Annotated in this window: 23 protein-coding genes and 1 pseudogene; 18 read left to right on the plus strand and 6 right to left on the minus strand. The window is 62.0% G+C overall.

Going from position 1 to position 25,494, the window contains the following annotated elements; translation table 11 throughout:
• Positions 1-131: 131 nt before the first annotated feature.
• Positions 132-546, plus strand: a pseudogene (locus tag P0D84_RS00155) (c-type cytochrome); the annotation flags it as partial.
• A 63-nt stretch (positions 547-609) separates the two neighbouring features.
• Here P0D84_RS00155 and P0D84_RS00160 read toward each other — a convergent pair.
• Positions 610-1,656 carry a flagellin gene (locus P0D84_RS00160; RefSeq protein ID WP_408331437.1) on the minus strand — a complete coding sequence of 349 codons (1,047 nt, stop codon included), beginning with the start codon at positions 1,654-1,656 and terminating at the stop codon, positions 610-612.
• An 87-nt stretch (positions 1,657-1,743) separates the two neighbouring features.
• Between P0D84_RS00160 and P0D84_RS00165 the strand changes: the two genes are divergently transcribed.
• From P0D84_RS00165 to rpsU, 5 genes are all read left to right on the plus strand, one after another.
• Complete coding sequence (locus P0D84_RS00165) at positions 1,744-3,150, plus strand: tetratricopeptide repeat protein (RefSeq protein WP_408339584.1); 1,407 nt, start codon at positions 1,744-1,746, stop codon at positions 3,148-3,150.
• A 237-nt stretch (positions 3,151-3,387) separates the two neighbouring features.
• On the plus strand, positions 3,388-4,629 hold the full coding sequence (locus P0D84_RS00170; RefSeq protein ID WP_408331439.1) for an ATP-grasp domain-containing protein: 1,242 nt from the start codon (positions 3,388-3,390) through the stop codon (positions 4,627-4,629).
• Between the two features lie 26 nt (positions 4,630-4,655).
• Positions 4,656-5,750, plus strand: a complete 1,095-nt coding sequence (locus tag P0D84_RS00175) for a phosphoserine transaminase (RefSeq protein ID WP_408331441.1) — start codon at positions 4,656-4,658, stop codon at positions 5,748-5,750.
• A gap of 311 nt (positions 5,751-6,061) precedes the next feature.
• A complete protein-coding gene (locus P0D84_RS00180) occupies positions 6,062-7,003 on the plus strand; it encodes an aldo/keto reductase (RefSeq protein WP_408331443.1) in 942 nt (313 codons plus the stop codon).
• Between the two features lie 358 nt (positions 7,004-7,361).
• Complete coding sequence (gene rpsU, locus P0D84_RS00185; RefSeq protein WP_006050883.1) at positions 7,362-7,574, plus strand: 30S ribosomal protein S21; 213 nt, start codon at positions 7,362-7,364, stop codon at positions 7,572-7,574.
• A 285-nt stretch (positions 7,575-7,859) separates the two neighbouring features.
• Here the strand turns inward: rpsU and P0D84_RS00190 are convergent, their stop codons facing one another.
• Positions 7,860-8,456, minus strand: coding sequence for a DNA-3-methyladenine glycosylase I (locus P0D84_RS00190; RefSeq protein WP_408331445.1), 597 nt, complete (start codon positions 8,454-8,456; stop codon positions 7,860-7,862).
• Between the two features lie 140 nt (positions 8,457-8,596).
• On the opposite strand from P0D84_RS00190, the gene P0D84_RS00195 reads away from it, so the two are divergent.
• Both P0D84_RS00195 and P0D84_RS00200 read left to right on the plus strand, forming a co-directional pair.
• Positions 8,597-9,478 (plus strand): glucosamine kinase nucleotide-binding domain-containing protein, encoded by an 882-nt coding sequence (locus P0D84_RS00195; protein WP_408331447.1) that lies wholly within the window; start codon positions 8,597-8,599, stop codon positions 9,476-9,478.
• 86 nt (positions 9,479-9,564) lie between these two features.
• Positions 9,565-10,386 carry a Cof-type HAD-IIB family hydrolase gene (locus P0D84_RS00200; protein WP_408331450.1) on the plus strand — a complete coding sequence of 274 codons (822 nt, stop codon included), beginning with the start codon at positions 9,565-9,567 and terminating at the stop codon, positions 10,384-10,386.
• 86 nt (positions 10,387-10,472) lie between these two features.
• On the opposite strand, the gene P0D84_RS00205 is transcribed toward P0D84_RS00200, so the two are convergent.
• The 3 genes from P0D84_RS00205 to aqpZ form a co-directional block, all read right to left on the minus strand.
• The gene (locus P0D84_RS00205; protein ID WP_408331452.1) at positions 10,473-10,760 is read right to left on the minus strand and encodes a PXPV repeat protein; all 288 of its coding nucleotides are present in this window, start codon (positions 10,758-10,760) and stop codon (positions 10,473-10,475) included.
• 286 nt (positions 10,761-11,046) lie between these two features.
• Entirely contained in the window at positions 11,047-11,742 is a 696-nt protein-coding gene (locus P0D84_RS00210; RefSeq protein ID WP_408331454.1) for a histidine phosphatase family protein, read from the minus strand.
• 145 nt (positions 11,743-11,887) lie between these two features.
• Positions 11,888-12,628 carry an aquaporin Z gene (gene aqpZ, locus P0D84_RS00215; RefSeq protein WP_408331456.1) on the minus strand — a complete coding sequence of 247 codons (741 nt, stop codon included), beginning with the start codon at positions 12,626-12,628 and terminating at the stop codon, positions 11,888-11,890.
• A 290-nt stretch (positions 12,629-12,918) separates the two neighbouring features.
• On the opposite strand from aqpZ, the gene P0D84_RS00220 reads away from it, so the two are divergent.
• Entirely contained in the window at positions 12,919-13,221 is a 303-nt protein-coding gene (locus P0D84_RS00220) for an H-NS histone family protein (protein ID WP_093640787.1), read from the plus strand.
• Between the two features lie 314 nt (positions 13,222-13,535).
• Here P0D84_RS00220 and P0D84_RS00225 read toward each other — a convergent pair whose 3' ends face one another.
• Positions 13,536-14,600, minus strand: a complete 1,065-nt coding sequence (locus P0D84_RS00225; protein ID WP_408331458.1) for a glycosyltransferase family 4 protein — start codon at positions 14,598-14,600, stop codon at positions 13,536-13,538.
• A 706-nt stretch (positions 14,601-15,306) separates the two neighbouring features.
• Between P0D84_RS00225 and flhD the strand changes: the two genes are divergently transcribed.
• The 9 genes from flhD to cheD all read left to right on the plus strand — a co-directional run bounded on the left by flhD (position 15,307) and on the right by cheD (position 25,493).
• Complete coding sequence (gene flhD, locus P0D84_RS00230; protein ID WP_408331460.1) at positions 15,307-15,627, plus strand: flagellar transcriptional regulator FlhD; 321 nt, start codon at positions 15,307-15,309, stop codon at positions 15,625-15,627.
• 417 nt (positions 15,628-16,044) lie between these two features.
• Positions 16,045-16,905 (plus strand): flagellar motor stator protein MotA, encoded by an 861-nt coding sequence (gene motA / locus P0D84_RS00235; protein ID WP_408331462.1) that lies wholly within the window; start codon positions 16,045-16,047, stop codon positions 16,903-16,905.
• A gap of 21 nt (positions 16,906-16,926) precedes the next feature.
• Positions 16,927-17,934, plus strand: a complete 1,008-nt coding sequence (gene motB, locus P0D84_RS00240; RefSeq protein ID WP_408331464.1) for a flagellar motor protein MotB — start codon at positions 16,927-16,929, stop codon at positions 17,932-17,934.
• Between the two features lie 84 nt (positions 17,935-18,018).
• Entirely contained in the window at positions 18,019-18,396 is a 378-nt protein-coding gene (locus P0D84_RS00245; RefSeq protein WP_408331466.1) for a response regulator, read from the plus strand.
• A 119-nt stretch (positions 18,397-18,515) separates the two neighbouring features.
• On the plus strand, positions 18,516-20,858 hold the full coding sequence (gene cheA / locus P0D84_RS00250; RefSeq protein WP_408331468.1) for a chemotaxis protein CheA: 2,343 nt from the start codon (positions 18,516-18,518) through the stop codon (positions 20,856-20,858).
• Positions 20,859-20,951: 93 nt separating this feature from the next.
• Entirely contained in the window at positions 20,952-21,482 is a 531-nt protein-coding gene (gene cheW / locus P0D84_RS00255; RefSeq protein WP_408331470.1) for a chemotaxis protein CheW, read from the plus strand.
• Positions 21,483-21,576: 94 nt separating this feature from the next.
• Positions 21,577-23,502 (plus strand): methyl-accepting chemotaxis protein, encoded by a 1,926-nt coding sequence (locus tag P0D84_RS00260; protein ID WP_408331472.1) that lies wholly within the window; start codon positions 21,577-21,579, stop codon positions 23,500-23,502.
• Positions 23,503-23,709: 207 nt separating this feature from the next.
• Positions 23,710-24,720: a CheR family methyltransferase gene (locus tag P0D84_RS00265; protein WP_408331474.1), complete on the plus strand. Its 1,011-nt coding sequence runs from the start codon at positions 23,710-23,712 to the stop codon at positions 24,718-24,720.
• Complete coding sequence (gene cheD / locus P0D84_RS00270; RefSeq protein ID WP_408331476.1) at positions 24,717-25,493, plus strand: chemoreceptor glutamine deamidase CheD; 777 nt, start codon at positions 24,717-24,719, stop codon at positions 25,491-25,493. Before P0D84_RS00265 ends, cheD begins: the two co-directional genes overlap by 4 nt.
• Position 25,494 lies beyond the last annotated feature (1 nt).

Consider the following 25,494-nt stretch of genomic DNA (forward strand, 5'->3'; position numbering starts at 1 on the left):
GCCTGCTGAACACCTCTCCGAGCCCCTCGCCGCCGTCGAAAGCTTGCGTCTATAATCGTCCGTGCCTGATTAAAGAACAAGAAGTTGCCGTCACGCTGTACCGCTCACATACCCACGGAGACGAGACAAGCATGAGCGAAGCACCACACGGAGCCCCAATCAAAACCCCCGGGCAGCTCATCGCCGCGATCATCGCCAGTTTTGCGGTACCGATCGTCATCATCGTTCTGCTCGTGATCTACGTCGATAATTCGACGCGCACCGGCGCCGGCACAGACAGTCTTTCCGAAGCCGAGGTCAGCGCGCGCATCAAGCCGTTCGCCCAAGTCGACATTCGCGACGCTAATGCGCCGCGTATCTACAAGTCCGGCGAAGAGGTCTACAAAGCCGTGTGCTCCGCGTGTCACGCGGCGGGTACGGCAGGCGCGCCGAAATTCACCAATACCGCCGACTGGGCGCCGCGCATCTCGCAGGGCTTCGACACGCTGTGGCACACGGCGCTCGCCGGCAAGGGCGCGATGGCGGCGCGGGGGGGGGCCCCCCCCCCCCCCCAAAAAAACCCGGCCGGCGCATACGCGCCGGCCGTCTACTACCTGCTTACTGACTCTGTTATTGCAGCAGCTTCAGAACTTGCTGCGGCAGCTGGTTCGCCTGCGCGACCATTGCTTGAGCGGCTTGCGACAGCACCTGGGCACGCGACAGCGCCGACGTTTCGCTGGCGTAGTTCGTGTCCTGGATCGACGACTGCGCCGACTGGGCATTTTGCACCGATGCGCTCAAGTTCGAGATGATCGACGTAAAGCGGTTTTGCACCGCGCCCAGCTGGCCCTGCAGCGTGCTGATCTGGTTCAGCGCAGAGTCGACCGCCTGGATCGTGTGCTGCGAATCGGCGACAGTCAGCACGTCAATGTTAGCGAGCGACCCGCTCGCTGTGGCGTTGTACTGGGTCTGATTTGTCACGGTGGCAAACGTGCCTGCCGTGGACGCAGGAGCTGGCAAGCCGGACTTCAGCGTACCGGTTTCGGTCGCACTCAAAGCCTGGCCCGACGTATTCGTGACCACGAGGACGGCGCCGTTCACGGAGGTCGTAATGCCTGCTGCGCGCAGCGTGCTATTGCCGTTGATCAGGGCGCTGAGTTGGGTCGCGTTCGTCGCGCCGGTGAGCGTGAGCTTGACGGACGTGCTACCGACCCCAAGGGTCAGCGTATCGCCGGCAACACCGGCCGTGAAGGCACTGCCGGTGACGATCTGCGCGTTGTCCAAGCCGGAGACGAAGCCGCCGACCGCGTTCGAGTCGGTAAGCGCGAGGTTCTGACCGGAGGTGTTGCTGATGACCAGATTACCTTGCGCGTTAAGGCTCGCGCTGATGCCTGCCTGTTGCAGCGCGGCGGTAGAGTTAATTTTTTGTGCGACCGTTGTTGCGGTGTCGGCAGCCGTCGTGTTGATTGACGCAGTGGCGGTGGCCGCACCGCCCAGATTGAAGTTGATCGTGCCGCTCGTACCGGCGGTGAACGTCCCAGTGGCGGCGACGGTCTGCGAGGCTTGGAGCGAATCCGCCGCGCTGGTGGTGTTGTCATATTGGCCGGCAATGTCCTGCGCACCCACGCCAGACAACGTGACCTGACTAGCCGACGAGAGCGTGACGGATCCGTACAATTGGTTCGACGTTGAGCTAGTGATAGTGGCAGCTGTGAGCGCTTGCAGGCTGCCGTTAGCGCTTGCGCACGCGGCGATGCCTTGGAGGTGCTGCAACGGTTGCCGGACGCGCTCACCGCCTACCAACGCGCGGCCATGCTCGATCCGTCATTGGCATGGGCGCACTATGGCGTCGGCAAAATATTTACAGAGCTCGGCCGGCCCATGGCCGCGTTGGAGGGGCTGTCGCGCGCCCTGGCGCTTTCGGAAGCCATGCAGCAGGACGCAGACGCAGGGGCGCAGGCTCTCACACCGCCGGCGCCGCTCAGCTTTCCGTGTTTGCCGGTCCACGCTTTATCCACATCCGCTATCTGCGAGTCGATCGGACTGGCATGGGCCAAGGGCTGTCAACTCGAGCAAGCACTGCCCTGGTTCGAACGTGCGCTGGAACTCGAGCCGAACCGGGCGACCGCTCTGCGGCATATGGGTAACACGCTGGCAATGATGCGTGCCGACGACGCTGCGCTGGCGTGCCTTCAGGCGGCCCGTCGCGTACGTCCCGACTGGGATAAGGCCTGGCTCGACGAGGCGGGCCTGCTGCTGCGTCGAGGCGACTACGCCGCAGGGTGGCGCGCGTATGGCAAGCGCGAAGGGCAACGGATGCTCGAAAGTCTGCCGACCTGTTGGTCGGGCGAAGAGCCGCTCGCCGATAAGACAATTCTGCTGATTGCCGAACAGGGCCTCGGCGACACGATCCAGTTCGCGCGCTATGCGCCGCAGGTGGCGGCCCTCGCGCAGCGCGTGATCCTGGAGGTTCAAGCGCCGCTGCGGCCGTTGTTCGACGAAGTGGCCCGGGACTGGGGTGTCGAGATCGTTGCGCGCGGCGACGCGCGACCCGATGGCGACCATCAATGCTTGCTGCTTAGTCTGCCGCGCATGCTCCGGACGACGCCTGACATCATCCCTGAGCCGAGCGCATATCTTCGCGCACCCGCGGCGCGGCGAGCGCCCTGGCGCGAACGGCTCGCGGCCCGCAGCACGACGGGACGGTTGCGGGTTGGTCTCGCACCGGCCGGGAATCCGCAGTTCAAGAACGACGCACTGCGCTCAATCCCGCTCGCTGCTTTCGAAGCCTGCTTCGACTTACCGGGCGTTGACTGGGTGATCACGCAGCCCGAGATCCGCGACGCGGATCGTGCGGTGTTGGAGCGGCATCCCGGCGTCATCTCGTTTGGTGCCCAATTGGAAGACTTTGCCGATACGGCGGCACTGCTCGAACAACTCGACCTGGTGATCTCGGTCGACACTTCGATCGCCCATCTGGCCGGGGCGCTAGCGCGCCCGGTGTGGATTCTGCTGCCGCACTTTCCGGATTGGCGTTGGATGCACGATCGCGCCGACACGCCCTGGTACCCGAGTGCGCGGCTTTTTCGCCAGACGGTAGCGCGGGGTTGGGACGGGGTGATCAAGCGAGTGCGCGACGAGCTTTCGTTACGAGTCGCGCAGTTCACTTGAATAGGCGGCTATTTCGTCCTCTGTTCCTTCTTTGTGTTCCGGCCGATTCCAGTAGTCTACGTTGGGGCTCGATCTGAATTCTCAGCGCAGGCAGCTTCGTGGCTCCGCTTGTGCCGAACCGGACGCTCGTGTCCTCACGCGTGTCCGTCCATCGCGGCTTGACTGAACCATGCGTAAGACAATGCACGTGAAGGTAACGCCTCTCACCCTGTATCACTTTATCGAAGCGTCTCATCCATGAATCCTGTTCAAACACCGCTCACTGCGGAGGCAGGGCACCCACCGCCTTATCAGCCGTTGGGTCTGGCCGCTTTGCTCAGAGCAGCAACGGCGGGAAATGATCTCACGCCGCTTGGGGAACGCTTGCTCGCGTATAGCGAGCGCTATGAGGATCCGTACGCCCTGCTCGAGTTGTCCCTGGTGTTGCAACTCAAATACCAGAAAGCGTCCGCACTCACCGTTCAAAACCTGGCAATTCAAATGCGCAGGCATTACCGGCTAAAGAGTGCGCACTCGGCCGAGGCGCCGGTAAAGGTGCTCGTGCTCAAATCCCCCGGTGATCTCATGGCGAATACACCGTTTGAATGCCTGGTTGAGAGCGCCGACCTTCAGGTCGACGTGTTGTACGTTGATGGAGATTTGCCTCAGGACGCGAGTTTGCCGGAACACGATGTCATTCTCGTCGCCGCGTGCGCGTTGGATGAAAATGCTGAGCCGCTCGCTCGCATTGCAGCGCTGACCCGGCGCGCTGATTGTCGGGTGCTGAACCGGCCCGAGCGCATCTCGCACACGACGCGTGACGCCGCCTATGCGCTGCTTGGCAAGCTTCCCGGCGTTTGCATGGCGCACACCGTGCGGCTGTCCCGCGAACTGATTCTCGAAGCCGCGTCAGGCACCTTCGATCTGTCCGATGTGCTGGACGGACATTACCCTTTCATTGTGAGACCGGTGGGCTCGCACGCCGGACAAGGGCTGGTGAAAGTGTCTGACGGGCTTGACCTTGCACGTTATGTGGACGGCACGGACGTTCAGGAATATTACGTCGCGCCGTTTATCGACTACAGCAGCGCGGACGGCTTGTTTCGTAAGTACCGAATCGTGATGATTGAGGGCGCGCCTTTCGTGTGCCATATGGGGATTTCGCGCGAATGGATGGTCCACTACCCGTACGTCGAGATGATTGCGCACCCTGAGCGCCGGGAGGAGGAAGCCCGCCTGATGGCAAGTTTCGATTCGGACTTTGCGGTGCGTCACCGCGAAGCGTTTCGCATGATTGCTGAAACAACCGATCTGGACTACGTAGGATTCGACTGCGCCGAAACGAGCGATGGCCGTCTCCTCATCTTCGAGATTGCCACCGCGATGGTCGTGCATGACATGGACGATCCAGACACGTTTCCTTATAAGGCGTCACAAATGCGTCGAGTCTTCGATGCATTTCACCAGATGCTGCGCCGCGCGGCTGCGGGCTCATGTTAATTCAACCGAAGGCTTGTCCACGAACCATGAAATCCAACACATTGAATTTTTCCGGTGGTCCCGGTGCGCTTCCGGAAACCGTGCTGGAGCAAACCCGTGAGGCCGTTGCGCATCTGCCGGAGACGGGCATATCTGTGCTCGGCATGAGCCATCGATCAGACTGGTTCCGGTCGATACTCAATGAAGCAGAACAGAACCTGCGCAGCCTGCTCGGCATCACCGATGACTACGCGGTCACATTTCTGCAGGGTGGCAGCAGTTTGCAGTTCGCGATGATTCCAATGAATTTCGCCACAAAGGCCGGCGCACCGCCAGAATACGTAACGTCCGGCTATTGGAGCGGTCGGGCGACGTCGGAAGCGGCCAAAGTGACCGCGAGAAAGGTCGCGTGGGATGGTCATGCAACGGGCTATCGACAACTGCCTGACCTTCAGGCGCTGGATGTGTCGAAGTCGGCCGCTTATCTGCACTACGTGTCGAACGAGACCGTGGAGGGCTTGCAATTTCCTAATTCTGAAGATGAGATGCCGGTGCCGCTTATTGCGGATATGTCGTCTGATTTTCTGTCGAAGCCGTTCCGGCCAGATTTATTCTCGATGGTGTATGCCCATGCACAGAAGAACCTGGGGCCTGCAGGGGTGACTGTGGCGGTCATCAAACGGTCTCTTCTGGAGCAAATTCCGGATGGCCTGCCGGCTATTCTCGACTTTCGCACGCATGTGTCACACGGCTCGAACTACAACACGCCGCCGGTATTCGCGATCTATGTCATGACGTTGATTACCCGTTGGCTGCGCTTCGAGATTGGCGGTTTGCATTCGATGCAACGCATCAACGAAAGAAAGGCGAAGCGGCTATACGAAACATTCGACGCTTTGGGCGATGCGGTGACGATTCACGCGGATCGCCCGTGGCGCTCGCAGATGAACGTGGCGTTTACGTTTGGCGATGCGCGGCTCGACGATGCCTTTGTCGAGACGGCGCGGGAGCAAGGGATTGTCGGGCTGGAGGGGCATCGTTCGATTGGCGGATTGCGGGCCTCTCTATATAACGCCGTTACGGAGGAAGCGGTCGATATCCTGACGAATGCCCTGACGGAATTTAGTCTGCAACGCGTGTGAGGCCAACGAGCGGGGCTTGCAGTCGAATCTCCCAAGGTTCCCCGCACCCGCAATTCCGGATTGCAATCGCCTACGAACCTGTTACGGCGCTCGACGAGTTCGTGCCTTGATGGGATGTCGTGGCAGGCACGCCGTCCGGCGTCTGCTGGAACGGCCCGGCGCTGGGGAGGAGGCGCGCCAGGGCGGCTGGCTGTATCACGAAGCGCCGTCCCAGATAACTTAAAGGCCGTAGGGTCGGCCAGGCGTCGCGCTGCAGGGGCTAGCGAGACGGCGTATTCTCTTTTCCTTCTCTGACAAACCCCGGAAAAATCATGCAAAAGCGCCGAGTTGGACGTTCGGAAATGGAGGTCGCACCGCTTATGTTCGGCGGCAATGTATTTGGCTGGACCGCGGACGAAGCCACCTCGTTTTCGATCCTGGATGCGTTCGTCGACGCCGGGCTCAACTTTATCGACACCGCCGATGTCTATTCCGCATGGGCGCCGGGCAACCAGGGTGGCGAATCGGAAACGATCATCGGTAAGTGGTTCAGGCAGAGCGGCAATCGCGACAAGATCGTGCTCGCCACCAAGGTCTCCAAGCATCCGCAGCGCAAGGGTTTGTCTGCGGCGAACATTCAGGCGGCGGTAGAAGACTCACTGCGGCGCTTGCAGACCGATTACATCGACGTCTATTTTTCTCACGACGACGACGCCGACACGCCTTTGGCCGAGACGCTCGGCGCGTATCAAAAGCTGATCGAGGCGGGCAAGGTGCGAGTGATCGGTGCGTCGAACTACAGCGGCGCGCGCGTCGAGGAAGCCTTGGCTGTGTCTCGCCAGCACGGGCTGCCCGAATATCAATTGCTGCAGCCGGAATACAACCTGTACGACCGCGCCGAGTATGAGCGTGACACCGAACCGGTGGCGCTCGCCAATCAGCTCGGGGTAGTGGTGTACTACAGTCTTGCAAGCGGCTTTCTTTCCGGCAAGTACCGCTCTCAGGCCGATTTGGCCAACAAGACGCGCGGTAGCCGGGTCGAAAAATATCTGAACGGGCGCGGCTTGCGTATTCTGGACACCCTCGATCGTGTCGCCGAGCGGCACGGCAGCAGCCCGGCCACCGTCGCGCTGGCATGGCTGATTGCTCGTCCGAGCGTAACGGCCCCAATTGCCAGCGCGACCTCGGTCGACCAGCTCAAGAGCCTGGCCGCCTCCGTCCATCTGATGCTGACGGGCGCCGATATCCGCGAGCTGGACGAGGCGAGCGCCTGATTGTGCGAGCGGCCTGGCGCAATCGCTAAACCCCTGGTAGGATGGAGAGTTTCCTGATATCATCGGGAGTGAATTGAGATCTTTGCCTGTTTCGTCAATGTTTTTCATTGATGAAAGGTTGGCGAAACGGCAACAGACGTGGCTTTGGTATTACGTCTGTCCGCGTTCCGCGGTGAACTCCCCACCTCTCTTTTCCGGCCTCCGTGGCCGTTATGCCTCTCGTTTCATTCGTGGTTTGGCCGGGTTTCTGCCCGCGTTTGCCTGTTACTGGCCATGAATCGAAACGACCGGAGGGCCGGCGCGTGAGCGGTATCCGCCACGCAATTTACCCCTATCAAGTGATTGAGTTAGGAATTACATGACGACGATTCTTCTGAAAGAAAACGAGCCGTTCGAAGTGGCGATTCGCCGCTTTCGTCGCGCAATCGAAAAGAATGGCCTGATCGCTGAACTGCGTGAGCGCCAATCGTACGAAAAGCCGACCACGGCACGTAAGCGCAAGAAGGCTGCTGCTGTGAAGCGCCTGCATAAGCGCCTGCGCAGCCAGATGCTGCCGAAAAAGCTGCACTAAGCACGCTTTTACGCGCCGCATTCCGCACGCCGAAACGGCGGTGTGAGCTTCGAAAGAAGCCACATCGCCGTTTTGCTTTTGGGGTGCTGAATTGTTTTTTTTGGTGCTGATTTGAGTTGGGTTTTTGCGGTTGAGTTACCGGCTTGTTTTTGGCGTTAGGTAGGGCGCGCCACGGCTGGACTCGCGCGTGGATGGCTGTCTTTTGGGCTGAAGCGGGCCGAAGCGCGCTGGTGCGGCGCGCCGTGGCGTGCGCAGATCACGCGTGGTCGAACGTGCCGCTGCTTATTAGCCAGCCTTGCGTTTGCGTCCCTTCTTGCCGAGCGCCGCGCACCGCGCGCGGCACATGCAGCTCGCCTCGTGGTCGTTCACCATGCCGACCGCTTGCATGAACGCATAGCAGATCGTCGACCCAACGAACTTGCAGCCGTAGCGCTTGAGCCCCTTGCTGAGTGCGTCCGAGACTTCGGTCGATGCAGGCGCCTGTTTATACGACGCCCAATCGTTCTGGATCGGTGTCTGATCGACGAACGACCATACGAAGTTGGCGAGCGAGCCGTGTTCGGCCTGAATCTGCTGCACGGCGCGCGCGTTGGTAATGGCGGATTCGATCTTGCCGCGATGGCGCACGATACTTTCGTCCAGCACCAGCGCATCGACGTGTTTAGGCGTAAAGCGCGCTACCTTGTCGATGTCGAAATCGGCAAACGCGCGGCGATAGCCGGTTCGTTTGTTGAGAATCGTCGACCATGACAAACCCGCCTGCGCGCCTTCCAGCACAAGCAGTTCGAACAGGTGCTGATCGTCGCGCGAGGGCACGCCCCATTCGGTGTCGTGGTAGTGTGCGAGCGCTTCGCTCGATACCCAGTTGCATCGCTGTGTCACTTTCGCGCTCCCGCATTGTCATGTCGCCCGTCAGCATAGCGGAAGCCGTGCGCGCTGCAAGCAGGCTATTCGGCCGATTGCGGGATTGAAACTGACCTGCCACGCTATGCGTTATTCACCACTTGAACTCACTCGATTCGATGAATAAAGACCTCTTTCTGATCGGCATTGACGGCGGCGGCAGCGGTACGCGGGTGGTGCTCGGCGACGCACAGGGCCGTGAACTGGCGCAGGCGGCGAGCGGGCCCTCGGGTCTGGGCCTCGGCGTTGAACGCGCGTGGCTGGCCATTGAGGCCGCCTGCGCCGACGCGTTTGCACGCGTCGGCGTGCCGCTCGACTGGGCGCGTTGCGTACTGGGTTGCGGCCTGGCAGGGGTCAATAATCGCGACTGGCTGGCCGCGTTTCGCTCGCAGGCGCCGGCCGTAGCCGGGCTCGCGGTAGAAAGCGACGTGTACACCAGCTTGCTCGGTGCGCACGGCGGCGCGCCCGGCGTGGTCGTTGCGCTTGGCACCGGCAGTCAGGCGGCCGTGCTCGATAGCAATGGCGAATGCCGCGTCGCCGGCGGCTTCGGCTATCCGTCGAGCGACGAAGCGAGCGGCGCCTGGCTCGGGCTGCGGGTCATCGTGCACGCACAGCAGTCGCTCGACGGACGTGTGCCCAAAGACGATCTGGCGCAGGCGCTCCTCGCCCATGCCGGCGCGCATGACTACGACAGCCTCGTGGTCTGGCTGTGCGAAGCCAATCAAACAGCCTACGCAAGGCTCGCGCCGATCGTCATGGCGCATCGCACGCATCCGTTTGCGGCGCGTTTGCTCGGCGAGGCCGGCGTGGAAGTGGGCAAGATGATTGCCGCGCTCGACCCTTCAGCGACCTTGCCGGTCGCGCTGTGCGGCGGCCTCGGTGCACCCTTGCGCGAGTATGTACCGCAGATCTATCAGTCCCGTCTGCGCGAGCCGTTGGCGGACTCCGCACACGGCGGTTTGCAGTTGGCGCAGCGCGAAGCGGTTCGCATCGGCGGCTGAGAATCGCTCCGCGCCCAGGTGCGATCAGCCCGAGACGGCGCGCAACGGTAAAATGCGATCTTCGACGCTGCCCGGCTGCTCACACTATGTACAAAGTCATTGCCACGGATCTCGACGGCACGCTGCTCAACGCCAATCACCAGGTCGATCCGTTCACGATCGCTACCGTCCGTAAGCTGGAAAGCGACGGGCTGCACTTCGTGATCGCGACGGGGCGCCACTATTGCGACGTTGCGGGCATTCGCGACGTGCTGGGCATCAACCCGCATCTGATCACGTCGAACGGCGCGCGCATTCACGCGCCGGATAACACGGTGATCCACGCCGACGACCTGCCTCCGGCCATCGTGCAGCGGCTCGTGCAGCCCGAAATCGTCGGCGCGCATGGCCGAGTGATCGTGAATCTGTTCACCGACAACGCGTGGTTGATCGACCGGGATGCGCCGGACCTGCTCAAATTCCACCAGGATTCCGGCTTCACCTATGCGGTGACCGATCTGCCGAAACACGACGGCGTCGACATCGCCAAGGTTCTTTACATCGGTGAGCCTGCCGATCTCGCGCATGTGGCCGCCAACCTCGCGCGCGAATTCGGCGATGCGCTCTACGTCACCTATTCGCTACCGGATTGCCTGGAGGTGATGACCTCGAACGTATCGAAGGGGCGTGCGTTGCAGATCGTGCTCGAGCGCCTCGGTATCGGCGCCTCGCAATGCGTGGCCTTCGGCGACAACATGAACGATATCGATCTGCTGGAGACAGCCGGCCATCCGTTCATGATGAACAATGCCAATCCCGATCTCATCACACGTCTGCCGGACGTGCCGCGCATCGGCAACAACTTCGAAGCGGGCGTCGCGCACCATCTGCGCAAACTCTTCTCGCTCGACGACGAACTGATGTCCTGAAAGCAGACCGGCCCGCATCCACTTGCGTGGTTGCGGGCCGGCTGTTGCGCCGATTCTGGTTCGCGACCTGGCGCCGCGGGCTACGATCAGCCGTGCCACCCGCCACGGCGATCGCCGCGGTCATCGTGGCCCCAGTGGCGGTCGTGCCGATCCCAGCCGCGATTATCCCCGCGGTCGCCGTGATAGTAACGACGGTCCCAGCCGCCATTGCCGTAATACACGGGCTGCGGCGCCGCGTAGACAGGGGCAGGCTGGGCATAAACCGGTGCGCCGAGCGACAGGCCGATGTTCAGATCCGTATGTGCTTGCGCGATACCGCATGCGCCCGCCGCGAGTCCGGCAGCAACCAGCAAGTGAGTGACGATGCGTTTCATGTTGTTCTCCTGTGAGGCGACGTATGTTTGTCGCACAGGACCAATCTACGCATTCCGGTCGCCGCTTACTGCGACGAGATGTTACGGACTGCAAGCATCGTCGCAGGGTTTGAAAGGTGGTAGAGGGAACATTCGAGCGCATCACTCACGCTGCGCTTTCCGCTCGAAGCGGCGTCTTGTAAGGCTTTGCGGCACATCAAAAAGGGCCCGGCGCCTGCTTGCTGCCGCTCGCTGCGAAAAACAGACAGCCGCGCCCGTAATCGCGGCTTACATCTGTATTACCCGACTAATCAGCTGAGCCGGCGGAAGCGCCCGTCGCGGCCGCGGACGGTGCGCCCGGCAATGCCGCGCATGGGCAGTCCGCGGCGCGGCCGTTCAGTCCTTGACGGTCGAGCTTGAAACTGGCGTGGGCCGTCCCGTTTTGCCACTGGAGACGAACAATATAAATACTGTCGAAGTCGTCGCTTTGCCAATTGGGGACGTCCGCGGCGTTGCCACCATGCGCGCTCATCATTTGGCGCAACATTTTCACGATCAGCTTGTGTTCCCATGCAACCACAATCAACTTGTTTCGATTGGCAGGATTGACGAGCGCGGTGCCCAGTTGATCGATCTGGGCGAAGCCGTACGGCGTTTGCACCGGCATCTGGAACTGGATGGCAGTCGGCTCGATGGTCGCAAGCGGCCGCACATAGTAATAGGAGTGACCGCTGTCGTCCTTTTGCTGACCGGGATCGGGCGCGTAGATCAGATCCGGTTTGCCGAACTTGGCGGCGATGACGGCTGGCAACGCCAGAGCACGGTTGAGCCCTTGGCAATTGAGCTGGCCGTAACCCTTGGCTGGTTTCTCACCGTGGCGCACGAATACGAGCGTTTCAGTATTGCCGTCCGCGGCATGGGCTGCGGGCAATGCCAATACGCCGGCACACAAAGCGCCGATGGAGAGTGCGACGCCATGCAGGAATCCGCGGAAACGGGTCATAGGTAGCACCTGTGCGAGCTTGGGAAGTCGCACGATTCTAGCAGCGAGCCATCGGCGGATTATCAAGCCGCTCGCACCATGCGCACAAAAACACGACGGGCGCCGTAGCGCCCGCTTTGACTGGCTGAATACACGCACTCGCTGATCAGTCGAGCGCCAGTTCCTGCGAATTACCGCGGCGGCTTTCGGCGATGACCGGGTACAGCACGCCTGCGATCACCGCGCCGATGATCGGCGCGACCCAGAACATCCACAACTGATCCACCGCTGCGCCACCGACGAACAGCGCCGGGCCGGTGGAGCGCGCCGGGTTGACCGACGTATTGGTGACGGGAATCGAGATCAGGTGAATCAGCGTCAGGCACAGGCCAATGGCAATCGGTGCGAAACCGGCCGGCGCGCGTTTGTCGGTCGCGCCGAGGATGACGAACAGAAAGAAGCCTGTCATCACCACTTCGCAAATAAAGGCGGCCGCGAGCGAGTAATGGTCCGGCGAGCGCTCACCGTAACCATTGCTGGCGAAACCGCTGGCGACGAGGTCGAAACCCGGCTTGCCCGACGCGATCAACGACAGCACCAGCGCACCCAGCACCGCACCGATCACTTGCGCGACGATGTATGGCAGCAGGTCGCGAGCCGGAAAGCGGCCGGCGACGGTCAGGCCGACGCTCACCGCCGGATTGAGGTGGCAGCCGGAGATATGGCCGATCGCATAGGCCATTGTCAGGACGGTGAGGCCGAATGCGAGCGAGACGCCCACGAAGCCGATGCCCAGACCATGGACCGGGCCGGCGAAGTTAGCGGCGAGGACTGCGCTGCCGCAGCCCCCGAGCACGAGCCAGAAGGTGCCGAATAGCTCGGCAGCAAGGCGTTTTGACAACTGCATGATTGGTAATCCTAAAATGTTTGACGCTTGGAGCGGCATGAATGCCAAGTGCGGATACATGCCATTGAGCGCGCAATTCTAGGGAAAGACCGCCGGTTTAGGTGTCAAGAATTGTCAATGTGAAGTCGCCTTTGCCTTTTATTACCCGCTAAATCTCTCGTTTTACAATTCATCGACGTTTAATAATTATCAGATGATTTCTTGCTTAATCGGTATTATTGTCCATTGCGAATTTTTATAATTGCAGCTAGTCTGCGAGCGAATGAGTTCTAGAAAAGGGGAGAACCGAAATGTCTCAATATGCAGACCTCAAGGCACAGATCGCCAAATTGCAGGCACAGGCAGACGAAGCCCGGCGCACTGAAGTCGATAACGTTGTCGCCGACATCCGCCAAAAGATCGCTGAATACGGTCTAACCGCGCAGGACCTGGGCTTTGCGGTCGCCGCCAAGCGCGGACGCCCGCCCAAGAAGGCACCGCTGCCGGCCAAATACCAGGACCCGAAATCAGGCAATACGTGGAGCGGGCGCGGCAAACCGCCAAAGTGGATTGTCGGCAAGAATCGCGAACGCTTTCTGATTGGCGCGGCTTGATTGCGTTGCCGGTGCAGGCGAAAGCCAGTTGAAGGTTGATCGGTGGCCGGTGGTTTATTCGTGTCGCGCTAATCCGGCATGGAAGCGCATCCACAGTTGTATTAAAAAAGCCGCCCCTCAAGGGGCGGCTTTTCCGCAGTAGAAGCAGGTTAACTCTCGCTAGCCGCTTGCGCAAACGATTCACCAGGCAAATCTACTCATGATTGGCGTACGAATCGAGAAACGCCTTAAGTGGCACAAGCGCGACACAAGCGAGACACAGGCTCGGCTTAAACGGCTGATCGCATAAAACGTCAGCCACTTAAGCGTGTCGCTCAACCCACCGCCACCTGGCGCAACACCGGGCGACGCGTCGCTTCGATCAAGGTCGAATAGCCGTCAACGTAATTCCGGGCCATCGTTTTCGAACTGAAGCGGCGCTCGAATTGCGCGCGGATCTCAGTGCGCGACAATTCGTCCAGACGCTGCAGTGCGGCCACGGCGCCTTGAACGTCCTCGACAATGTAGCCGGTTACGCCGTGGTCGATCACTTCCGGCACCGAGCCGCGGTTGAATGCGATCACCGGCGTGCCGCACGCCATCGACTCGATCATCACCAGACCGAACGGCTCCGACCAGTCGATCGGGAACAGCAGCGCCTTGGCGCCTGACAGGAACTCAGGCTTTTGCGCCTCATTGATCTCGCCGACGAACTCCACGTGCGCCATGGAGAGCAGCGGTTCGATTTCCTTCTTGAAGTAATCCTGGTCGACCTTGTCCACCTTGGCGGCGATCTTCAGCGGCAGACCGCTTTGTGCAGCGATCTTGATAGCTGTATCGACGCGCTTCTCCGGACAAATACGACCGAGGAACGCCAGGTATTCCGGCTTCTTGTGCGTCTGCGGCGTGAGCAACTGTTCCGGCAGGCCGTGGTAAATCGTGTTTAGCCAGTTGGCCTGCGGCAGCGGCGAGCGTTGCGAATCCGAAATCGACACCACTGGCACGTTCGAGAACGCGTCGAACACCGGTTGCAGTTCCGGCAAGTCCAGACGGCCGTGAAGCGTCGTCACGAACGGCGTGTCCATGGTCGTGAAGAGCGGGAACGGCATGTAGTCGAGGTGAAAGTGCAGGACATCGAATTCATGCGCGACCTTGCGCACCTTTTCCATCATCAGGACATGCGGCGCCAGCGCGTCGCGGATCGTCGGGTCGAGGCGCAACGCACGCGGCCAGCACGCGTCCAGATTCGCGGAGGTGACCGAGTCGCCGCTCGCAAACAGCGTGACGTCGTGGCCGAGATCGACCAGCGCTTCGGTCAGATACGACACGACGCGTTCGGTGCCGCCATAGAGTTTCGGCGGGACAGCTTCATACAGCGGCGCAATTTGTGCGATTCGCATGCGTTTCTCCTGTTCAAAACGGCTTCGCACAACGGCGCTCGGCTTGAGCGAGGAGCGAATGCCTGACGGACGGTTGGGCGCGGTAAGCCGCCGCCCGGGGGTGTTCCGAACTTGCATCGGGTAATCCCTGAGCTTCATTATCAGGATCGGCGGCGCTAATTCGACTTATTTTTCAAACGCTTAATGTTGTTACAGCGCGAAACATGAAGCGTTACAGGTCGGCAGGAGGGCTTTCCTGATACCGCGGAAAGTAGGACGGGGTGGAAATCCAAACGCTAGGGAACACACGCAAGCGGCGGTCCCGGGACCGGAGCGCGGCCTCTACACCCCGTGTGTTACGCCAAAGTGAAATCGTCTTATAATTGTTTCTCACCGCAGCAAGGTGCGGATCGCGAGTCACTAGGACTCACCATCTGGTTCACATTTCTGCTGAAGAATTATCCAAAGCGCATCGCGACCCCTAGGCTGCGTGCCGCTTCGCCTGCTGCAGCCCTCTTTCTGCCTCCCGCCGTGTAGGAAAAATTCCTACACGAATGACGGCTTAATCCGTCAAACAGGCTGGGTGTCTGTCCGATTTTCGTCTGCTTCCCCTTTCGACACAATGCTTGCAAGACCAGAAACGAGCCGATTCGTGCGGTTTAAGTGCGCGCGTTCAAGCAAACGTTTCCGTAACGGCCTGACCAGCCAGATACACCCCGGGGGAATCATGAGCGCGACAAGCGAAATGCTCAATGAGATCAGAGAAGTCAACCTGTCTTATCTCCTGCTCGCGCAGCGTCTGCTGCGCGAAGACAAGCCGATGGGCATGTTTCGCATGGGGATCTCGGACCAGTTAGCCGACGTACTCGCCAATCTGTCATTGGCGCAGACCGTGAAGCTGGCGGCGTCCAATCAGATGCTGTGCCGTTTTCGTTTCGACGACCATGCCGTGCTGTCCACTCTGGCGGACAAAGGCAAATCCAGCGTCGTGGCTCAGGCGCATTCCGCGATCCTGATGGCAAGCCAACCCGTCGAGCAACTCGGCTGATGGCAGCTCGTAGTTCGAATAAAGCGTTCATGACGGGGAAATGCGAGCGGATGGCATATAAAAGTGCCGTGCCGGAAGTCAGGGAAATCACCCTCGCTGTCCAGCCGCCTTCGCACGTGGGAAAGTCCCGGAAATTTGCCGACACCCCGGCTCGCGAAAGCCTCGCCACGCTCGAGGCTTGAACCGCCGGGCGCCGCCCCCACGGCTCGCGACCCGCGGCACGCACCCGTGCAGGTGCCCAACCCCATACGTTGGCCCTTCCGGCCCAACTGGCCGGTGCCGGCCCCGGCCGGTCCAATTTTGGCCGCCTCTGGTTTACACCGGAGCGCCGAGCCGCTTTTCCGCCAAAGTTTTCTGCTGGGTTGCCGTAAACCAGATTAACGACGGTCACCGTCGCTTCTTTGTGAGGGCTCGGCAGTGCTGATTTTCGTGGGAACACTCGTGACGCTTTTGTCCGTTTTCGGCGGTTACGTGCTGGAAGGCGGCCATCTCAGCGCGCTGCTGCAGCCCGTCGAAGTGTTGATGATCGTCGGCGCCGGGGTCGGCGCGTTCATTCTCGGCAACGGAATGAAGACGATCAAGGCGACGTTGCGCGTCATCCCAACCCTCTTCAAGGGCGCGAAATACAACAAGGACGTCTATATGGAGCTGATGGCGCTCCTCTACGTCCTGCTGGCCAAGGCGCGCAAGGAAGGCACGCTGACGCTGGAGGCCGACATCGACGATCCGTCGAAGAGTCCGATCTTCACCCAATACCCGAAAATCCTCGCCGACAAGCACATCATCGAGTTCCTGACCGACTACCTGCGCCTGATGGTAGGCGGCAACATGAACGCGTTCGAGATCGAAAGCCTGATGGACGAGGAGATCGAGACGCATCACCAGGAAGGCGAGGCGCCCGCGCACGCCCTGAACAAGGTCGGCGACGCCATGCCGGCGTTCGGGATCGTGGCCGCGGTGATGGGCGTGGTGCACACCATGGCCTCCGCCGACAAGCCGCCCGCCATCCTGGGTGAGATGATCGCCCAGGCGTTGGTCGGCACCTTCCTCGGGATTCTGCTTTCGTACGGGCTGATCGGACCGCTCGCGAGCGTCGCCGAACAGCGCGTGACCGAGTCGACCAAGATGTTCCAGTGCATCAAGGTGACGATTCTCGCCAGCCTGAATGGCTATGCCCCGGCTATCGCCGTCGAATTCGGCCGCAAGGTGCTCTTCTCGACTGAACGCCCGTCGTTCGCCGAACTGGAAGAGCACGTGCGCCGCGTCAAAGCCAAGTAACGGGCGCCGGGAACCGATCCGATGAGCCAGGACAAAGACCGCGCCATTGTCGTCAGGCGCGCCGCGCCGAAGAAGGCCGGCCACCATGGCGGCGCGTGGAAGCTCGCGTATGCGGACTTCATGACGGCGATGATGGCGTTCTTCCTGCTGATGTGGCTGCTGAGTTCAGCCTCGTCCGTGCAGCTGAAGGGCATCGCCGATTACTTCAACCAGCCCTTGAAGCTCACGCTGTGGGGCGGCGATCGCAGTGCGGTGGATTCGAGCATTGTGAAGGGCGGCGGCCGCGATATTTCGACCAACACACCGGGCGTGGTCCACTCGACCGACGGGACCAGCAGCCGCGCCGAGCTCGCCGCCATGCAGCGCGACGAAGATTCGGTCGCGCAAACGCAGGGCGAGCTGGAGCGCCGCGAGCAGGTCCGTCTGCACGATCTGCAGGTCAAGCTGATGGCCGCGATCGAAGCGAACCCGGTGCTGCGCCAGTTCAAGCAGCAGATCCGCATCGACTCGACGCTGACCGGCCTGCGCATCGAAATCGTCGATTCGCAGAAGCGGCCGATGTTCGCGACCGCGAAAGACGTGGTTGAACCCTATATGCGCGACATCCTGCGCGAAATCGGCCACACGTTGAACGACGTGCCGAACCGCATCATCGTGCAAGGGCACACGGACGCCGCGCAATATGCCGGCGGCGAGAAGGGCTATAGCAACTGGGAACTGTCCGCGGACCGCGCCAATGCATCGCGCCGCGAGCTGATCAGCGGCGGCATGGACGAGGCGAAGGTGATGCGCGTGCTCGGACTCGCGTCGACGCAGAACCTGAACAAGGCGGACCCGATGGACCCGGAAAACCGCCGCATCAGCATCATCGTGCTGAACAAGAGGTCGGAGGAGGCGCTTAACCATGACGACTCCACCACGACCACCTTGTCGGACGACGCAGCCGGCTCCAAGCCGCTGCTGCAAAGACTTGCGCAACCGGTGACGGTTGCACCGAAGGTGCCGGCGGCAGCGCCGGCAGCCCAGTAACAGACAGCGGTCGGCTAACCGGACCATGCGCTCAGATGGCGCGGCCGGCCAACCGATCCATAGCGTAAGTGCAGCGAGGTTTTCATGATCAGGCACATCCTGGCAATCGACGATTCGGCATCGATGCGGCAGATTCTCGCCGCAACGCTGACGACGGCCGGCTACCAAGTGACGCTCGCGGCGGATGGCAATGAAGGGCTCGAAAACGCGCTCGCCATGTCGTTCGACCTGGTGCTGACGGACCAGTACATGCCGGGCAGGACCGGTCTCGATCTGATCGCGGCGCTGCGCGACAACCCGGCTTACCAGGCGACGCCCATCCTTGTTCTCACGACGGAATCGGGCGAGCCGTTCAAGGCGGCGGCGCGGGCCGCGGGGGCGACCGGCTGGATCGAAAAGCCGCTCGACCCGGACATGCTGACCGAACTGGTGGCGGCGCTAGCCGAAACGGACCCGGCATGAGCGCCAATTAAGCGACACGTAGCACCCCATAAGCGCCACCTTTAGACAAGTTATAGAAGCTCTCGACGCGGCGGCACGGCAGCCCAAGCGTAGACAGGAACTCTCGCGGTGACCCAGGCATGACACTCGACATCACTCAGTTCTATCAGACGTTCTTCGACGAAGCGGACGAACTGCTCGCGCAGATGGAGCAGTTGCTGCTCAATCTGGACATCGCGCACCCCGACCCCGAAGACCTCGCGGCGATTTTCCGCGCGGCGCACTCGATCAAGGGCGGCGCGGCGACGTTCGGTTTTACCGCGCTGACGGAAACGACCCACATTCTCGAATCGCTGCTCGACCGCGCGCGCAACAACGAGCTCACCTTGCGCAAGGACATGATCGACACGTTCCTCGAAACCAAGGACGTGTTGTCGGGCCAGCTCGCTGACTACCGCGCGAGCGCCGAGCCTGACGCCGCGGTCGCCAGGGCGATCTGCGCGAAGCTCGAACAGTTGCACCAGGAAAGCCGCTTGGGCGACGCAGCGGCAGCGGCACCTCAGGCAGCATCCGTGCCGGCAGCAAGCGCGGCAGCAGTAGAAGTACCAACCGCAGCACAAGGCGGCAATCCGCCCGAGCATGTCGTCGAACAGGCGGTGCAGGCGGTGGGTGATTGGACTGACGGCGAACCGGCACAGATCGGGCAAGCCGCGGGCGCCGATGAAGAAGTCGGGCCCCATCTGAAAATTACGCTACGGGGCGTAGGTGAGAAGGACCAGGAACTGCTGGCCGAAGAGCTCGGCAACCTGGGTAACATCGTCGGGCAGGTCAAGAGCAGCGGCGAATTGACGCTGTGGCTCCAGACCGATGTAACCGCCGACGACATCATCGCCGTGTGCTGTTTCGTGATCGACGAAAGTCAGATCTCGATCGGCCGCGGCACCGCGCCGATGGACGAGACGCAGCAGGGCGAACCTGGAACGCCCGACGCTGCCGATTCGTCCCCGGCGCAAGCAGCACAGACGGCGCACGCAGTACAGGCGGAGCAGGCAGCATCGTCGGCACAGGCGGCCCACACCGCTGCGCCCGCTCAGGCCGCCGCCACGCATGGCTTGTTCGACGCCCCGGCGTCGCAAGCGACGCCCCCGGCGCCCGCCGCAGCTGCACCCGCAGCCGCGAGCAGCGCACCGGCGGGCGGCTCGGCGACCAGCGTGACAACAGCCGCGGCGGCGAACAATGCAGCGGCCGAACACGACCGCAAGGCGGCCCGGCCGGCCGCGGCAGCAGGCGGCGCGGAAGGCAGTTCGATTCGCGTCGGCGTCGAGAAGGTCGATCAGCTGATCAACCTGGTCGGTGAACTGGTGATCACGCAGGCGATGTTGGCCGAGACCACCAGCACGTTCGATCCGGCACTGCATGACCGGCTCTTCAACGGCATGGCGCAGCTCGAGCGCAACGCGCGCGATCTGCAGGAAGCGGTGATGTCGATCCGCATGATGCCGATGGATTACGTGTTCAGCCGCTTCCCGCGTCTGGTGCGCGATCTGGCGGCGAAACTCGGCAAGGAAGTGGAACTCGTCACCTTCGGTCAGGCGACCGAACTCGACAAGAGCCTCATCGAACGGATCATCGATCCGTTGACTCACCTCGTGCGCAACAGTCTCGACCACGGCATCGAAACCGTGGCAGCGCGGCGCGCGGCGGGCAAGGACGGGACTGGCCAGTTGGTGCTGTCGGCGGCTCACCATGGCGGCAACATCGTCATCGAAGTGAGCGATGACGGCGCCGGTTTGCGGCGCGACAAGATTCTCGCGAAGGCGGCCAAGCAGGGCATGCAAGTCAGCGAAAGCATGACCGACGAAGAAGTCTGGAACCTGATTTTCCTGCCGGGCTTCTCGACGGCGGAGCAGGTCACGGACGTCTCGGGCCGCGGCGTGGGCATGGACGTGGTGAAGCGCAACATCCAGTCGATGGGTGGTCACGTGGAAATCACCTCGCATGCGGGCAAGGGCAGCACCACGCGGATCGTTCTGCCACTCACGCTGGCGATTCTCGACGGCATGTCGGTCAAGGTCGGCAACGAGATTTTCATTCTGCCGCTCAACTTCGTGATGGAGTCGCTGCAGCCGCGAGCCGAGGACATCTATACGGTGGCCAACGGCGAACGCGTGGTGCGCGTGCGCGGTGAATATCTGCCGCTCGTCGCGTTGCACGAGATCTTCAACGTCGAGGACGCCAAGCAGGAACCGACGCAAGGCATTGTCACCATCATGCAAACCGAAGGGCGCCGCTTTGCGATGCTGATCGACGAGCTGGTGGGGCAGCAGCAGGTGGTCGTGAAGAATCTGGAAACGAATTACCGCAAGGTGCACGGCATTTCCGCCGCGACCATTCTCGGCGACGGCAGTGTCGCGCTGATCGTGGACGTGGCGGCGCTGAATCGGGAAACGCGCCATGCGCACGGCGCGCTGAGCCTTGCATGAGATCCGTCATGGCATTCCCAATGGCGTTTGCAACGCACGCAGTTGTCGCAACACTCACTCAATTTATTTCATCCCAACCGTTTGGGGGCTAACGTGGCAGAAGTCCAATCCATCAATTCGAACGTCGCGAACGCTACGAATGGCCGCCGCGACGCGCGGCAGGCAGACGCCGGCGGTCAGGAATTCCTCGTCTTCACGCTCGGTGCCGAAGAGTACGGCATCGACATTCTCAAGGTGCAGGAAATCCGTGGCTACGACAACGTCACGCGTATCGCCAATGCGCCGGAGTTCATCAAGGGTGTGATCAATCTGCGCGGCATCATCGTGCCGATCGTGGACATGCGTATCAAGTTCCATCTGGGCAGCGTCGAGTACGACCATCAGACCGTCGTGATCATCCTGAACGTCGCGCATCGCGTGGTCGGGATGGTGGTGGACGGCGTGTCGGACGTGCTCACGCTCGCCACCGACCAGATCATGCCGGCGCCGGAATTCGGCGCGACGCTGACGACCGAGTACCTGACGGGGCTGGGCACGGTCGACGGCCGCATGCTGATCCTGATGGACATCGAAAAGCTGATGACCAGCCGTGAAATGGCGCTGATCGAATCGCTCGGCGGCTAAACGCCGGGTCGCCGGAACGTCGGGCCGCCGCCGGAACGTCAAAGCGCGTCAGTCCGCGTGAGTACGAAAGATAGATCGAACAGGGAGCGCCAAGATGCTGAGCAGGTGGTCGATTCGCACATCGCTGACGATAGTGGGGATCATTCTGGTTGCGCTGACCGTCGTGGTCGGCGCGCTTGGTCTAACCGCGCTGAACGGCGCGAGTCAGTCGCTCGACCGTATTGCGCGCGGCGATCTGGCCGCCATTCACGCGCTCGACGATGCGTCGTCGTATCTGTTGCGTTCGCGTCTCGCGGTGGATCGCTTCAACACGCTCTCGGCTGCTGGCAACGCGGACGAAGCTAAGAAAGTGATCGATCGCGCGCAGGAGTTGTTGACCAAAGGCAATCAGAGCTGGCAGAGCTATCTCGATGCGCCGAAGAAAGGCATTGATCAGGCGCTTCTCGACGACGTGGTCGCGAGGCGCACGAGTCTGATGCATGACGGCCTCGATCCGGAATTCGCGGCCCTGAACGCGAACGACGTCGCCGCCTATCACGCCATCGCCGACACGAAGATCAGCCCGATGTTCATCGCCTACGACAATGCCGCAACGGCGGTTATCAAGGCATTGCAGCAAAGTGCCATGGATCAGCAGGCAAGCGCGCAATCGAACATCTCGCTGATGACCACGTTGATCGTCATTGTCACCGCGATCGCGTTGTTGCTGGTAGTGGGTATCCGCTTCGCGCTACGCGGCCTGATCGTGCAGCCGCTGAACGATGCGACGGCGTGCTTCGAACGGATCGCGTCGGGCGATCTGTCCGAGCAGATCGAAGTATTCAGCCGCAACGAAGTCGGCCGCCTCTTCGCCGGCATCAAGCGGATGCAGGACAGCATGGCGGCGATGGTGAAGTCGGTTCACGGCAGCGCCGAATCGATCGATACCGGCGCGCGCGAAATCGCCATGGGCAACACCGATCTCTCGCAACGCACCGAGCAACAGGCCGCATCGCTGCAGGAAACCGCTTCGAGCATGGAGCAGTTGACCGGCACCGTGCGCCAGAACGCCGAGAATGCGCGCCAGGCGAGCCAGCTGGCCGTCAATGCGTCGGATATCGCAACGCGCGGCGGCGACGTGGTGAGCCAGGTCGTCACGACGATGGAGGGCATCGCGGCCAGTTCCAGGAAGGTCGTCGACATCATCGGCGTGATCGAGGGCATTGCCTTCCAGACCAATATTCTCGCGCTGAACGCGGCGGTCGAAGCCGCGCGGGCAGGCGAACAGGGCCGCGGCTTCGCGGTGGTCGCGGGCGAAGTGCGCAGCCTGGCGCAGCGTAGCGCGAGCGCCGCGAAAGAGATCAAGGAACTGATCGGCGACTCGGTCGACAAGGTGCAAAGCGGCTCGGCGCTGGTCGGCCGCGCGGGCACCACGATGGACGAGATCGTGCAGGCGGTGCGCCGCGTGACGGACATCATGGGCGAAATCAGCGCGGCTTCCGAAGAGCAGTCGGGCGGCATCGAACAGGTGAATCGCGCGGTCGTGCAGATGGACGCGGTGACGCAGCAGAACGCCGCGCTGGTCGAACAGGCTGCGGCTGCGGCGGCGTCGCTCGAAGAACAGACGCGTCAATTGCAAGCGGTGGTGAATGTCTGGAAGGTGGCCGGCGGCCAGACGCGCGCCGGCGCCACCGAGGTGCGTACGCAAGCCGCGATGCGCAGGAACGGCGGCTCGAATGGAAGCGCAAACAGCAACGCGGATGGCGCGACGGTCGGCAGCAAGCATGCTCAGCCGGCCAAAGCGCCGCAGCAGGCGTACGGCAGCGCCGCCGCGCATTCTGCTGCAAGTTTGGCAACCTCCACGGCCACGCACCCGGCAACTCACGCAGCCCCGGCTTCGGCCAACCATGGCGCCGACACGGCACGTGCCGAACCGGCTCTGAAACCGAGGACGGCCCGCGCCGCATCCGAATCCACAGCACGTCCGGCCGCTGCAAGCGCGGCGTCGGCAGGATCGGACGCGGACTGGGAAACGTTCTAGGAAGTGGCACAAAGACATGCAGTCATTCGGCATCTCGCTCCATGACGGGCGAATCATCGAAGCACGCTTAAGAAGCGTGTCGCGGGCCGACTGCGTGTTGGCAGAACTCGCGGGCGGGCGCGACCCCGCGAACACAATCCCTTTCGCCGGAAGCCATGCTTCGGGCGAAAAGTGGAATGGCTCGTATCGCAGGCAGGAACTCTATTTATGGCAACGCGCGCACAGCAACGTCCGCAACCGGCACGTCCGCAACCGGCACGTCCCCAAGCGGCACCTCCGCAACCGGCACCTCCGGAGCGGGTGGAACCGGCCAGACCCGGCGAGCAAGGACGGGATTTCGAATTCACGTCGGCGGATTTCGCCCGCATTCGCGAGCTGATTCATCGCGGCGCGGGCATTTCGCTGTCGGATCACAAGCGCGACATGGCGTACAGCCGTCTGGCGCGGCGCCTGCGTGCCCGTGGCCTCGAGACCTTCAAACAGTATCTCGATCTGCTCGAAGCGGAAAACGATCCGGCCGAGTGGGAGGCGTTCACCAATGCGTTGACCACCAACCTGACCGCGTTCTTCCGCGAAGCCCATCATTTTCCGATCCTCGCCGAGTTCGTGCCGCGCCGTGCGCAGCCGGTTTCGGTGTGGTGCTCGGCGGCCTCGACCGGTGAGGAACCGTACTCGATCGCGATGACGCTGATCGAAGCGCTGGGCGACAGCGGCGCGCGTCAGGCGAGCGTGCTCGCCACCGACATCGACACGCAAGTGCTGGCGAAAGCCGAAGCCGGCATGTACCAGTTCGACCAGGTGAAGCATCTGTCGCCCGAGCGGCTCAAGCGCTTCTTCCTGAAGGGGACAGGCGCGCATACCGGCATGGTGAAGGTGCGCCCCGAAGTGCGCGCGATGGTGCGCTTCGAGCAACTGAACCTGACTGACCGCGATTACCAGTTGCGCGCGCAGTTCGACGCGATCTTCTGCCGCAACGTGATGATCTACTTCGACAAGCCGACGCAGTCGCAGGTGCTCGCGCGCTTCGAGCCGTTGATGAAATCGGGTGGTTTGCTGTTCGCCGGCCATTCGGAAAACTTCACCTACGTGACGCAGGCGTTCAGGCTGCGCGGCCAGACTGTTTATGAACTGACGCGCGACGCAGGCGCCGCCGCACGCACGCCGGCACGCGCCACGGGCCATGCCGGCAGCGCAAAGACTAGCGGGGTGATCGCATGAGCAGCAGCCTGCCGATTGCCACGAATCTGTACTTCGACAATCACTTCCAACGGCCCGGCGTGAAGCTGTTGCCGAACGAGTTTTATACGACCCACGAAGACATGGTGCTTGTCACCGTGCTCGGTTCGTGCGTCGCGGCCTGCATCCAGGATCGCACGGCGGGCATTGGCGGCATGAACCATTTCATGCTGCCCGACGACGGCGCGGACGCCGGTCAGCCCGCGTCGGATTCGATGCGCTACGGTGCGTACGCGATGGAAGTGCTGATCAACGAACTGATCAAGGCCGGCGGCCGGCGCGAACGCTTCGAAGCCAAGGTGTTCGGCGGCGGCGCGGTGCTGGCCGGTATGACCACGATGAACATCGGCGATCGCAATTCGGAATTCGTGCGCCGCTATCTGGCGCTCGAAAAGATCCGCATCGTCGCTGAGGATTTGCAGGGAAATCATCCGCGCAAGATCGCCTTCATGCCGCGCACCGGCCAGGTGATGGTGAAGAAGTTGCGCTTGCAGCAGGAGGCAGGCGTGGCCGAGCGTGAACAGGCGCTCGTGCGGCAAAGCGCCGAAGCCCGTGCCGAGCGGCTCGCGGCGGCGCGCAAACGGGTCGAGCTGTTCTCGACGCCGGCCGCCACGCGACCCAAGGTGGAACTGTTCGGCGCGCCAGGCGCAGGAGCCAGCGCGGGCACAGGTGCAAGCAGGTCGCGCATCGAGCTATTCGGTACGAGCTCGCGCCCAATCAATCCAAACAACGCCAGAACTACAGAGGAGGCGTGAG

This window comes from Paraburkholderia sp. RL17-337-BIB-A (assembly GCF_046025895.1).
GTDB classification, from domain to species: Bacteria; Pseudomonadota; Gammaproteobacteria; order Burkholderiales; family Burkholderiaceae; genus Paraburkholderia; species Paraburkholderia fungorum_C.

Excerpts from the sequence above, each read along its gene's own strand:
- P0D84_RS00170 (WP_408331439.1), top strand. The coding sequence starts at position 3,388 with ATGAATCCTGTTCAAACACCGCTCACTGCGGAGGCAGGGCACCCACCG.
- P0D84_RS00175 (WP_408331441.1), top strand. The coding sequence starts at position 4,656 with ATGAAATCCAACACATTGAATTTTTCCGGTGGTCCCGGTGCGCTTCCG.
- P0D84_RS00180 (WP_408331443.1), top strand. The coding sequence starts at position 6,062 with ATGCAAAAGCGCCGAGTTGGACGTTCGGAAATGGAGGTCGCACCGCTT.
- rpsU (WP_006050883.1), top strand. The coding sequence starts at position 7,362 with ATGACGACGATTCTTCTGAAAGAAAACGAGCCGTTCGAAGTGGCGATT.
- P0D84_RS00195 (WP_408331447.1), top strand. The coding sequence starts at position 8,597 with ATGAATAAAGACCTCTTTCTGATCGGCATTGACGGCGGCGGCAGCGGT.
- P0D84_RS00200 (WP_408331450.1), top strand. The coding sequence starts at position 9,565 with ATGTACAAAGTCATTGCCACGGATCTCGACGGCACGCTGCTCAACGCC.
- P0D84_RS00205 (WP_408331452.1), bottom strand. The coding sequence starts at position 10,760 with ATGAAACGCATCGTCACTCACTTGCTGGTTGCTGCCGGACTCGCGGCG.
- P0D84_RS00210 (WP_408331454.1), bottom strand. The coding sequence starts at position 11,742 with ATGACCCGTTTCCGCGGATTCCTGCATGGCGTCGCACTCTCCATCGGC.
- aqpZ (WP_408331456.1), bottom strand. The coding sequence starts at position 12,628 with ATGCAGTTGTCAAAACGCCTTGCTGCCGAGCTATTCGGCACCTTCTGG.
- P0D84_RS00220 (WP_093640787.1), top strand. The coding sequence starts at position 12,919 with ATGTCTCAATATGCAGACCTCAAGGCACAGATCGCCAAATTGCAGGCA.
- P0D84_RS00225 (WP_408331458.1), bottom strand. The coding sequence starts at position 14,600 with ATGCGAATCGCACAAATTGCGCCGCTGTATGAAGCTGTCCCGCCGAAA.
- flhD (WP_408331460.1), top strand. The coding sequence starts at position 15,307 with ATGAGCGCGACAAGCGAAATGCTCAATGAGATCAGAGAAGTCAACCTG.
- motB (WP_408331464.1), top strand. The coding sequence starts at position 16,927 with ATGAGCCAGGACAAAGACCGCGCCATTGTCGTCAGGCGCGCCGCGCCG.
- P0D84_RS00245 (WP_408331466.1), top strand. The coding sequence starts at position 18,019 with ATGATCAGGCACATCCTGGCAATCGACGATTCGGCATCGATGCGGCAG.
- cheA (WP_408331468.1), top strand. The coding sequence starts at position 18,516 with ATGACACTCGACATCACTCAGTTCTATCAGACGTTCTTCGACGAAGCG.
- P0D84_RS00260 (WP_408331472.1), top strand. The coding sequence starts at position 21,577 with ATGCTGAGCAGGTGGTCGATTCGCACATCGCTGACGATAGTGGGGATC.
- P0D84_RS00265 (WP_408331474.1), top strand. The coding sequence starts at position 23,710 with ATGGCAACGCGCGCACAGCAACGTCCGCAACCGGCACGTCCGCAACCG.
- cheD (WP_408331476.1), top strand. The coding sequence starts at position 24,717 with ATGAGCAGCAGCCTGCCGATTGCCACGAATCTGTACTTCGACAATCAC.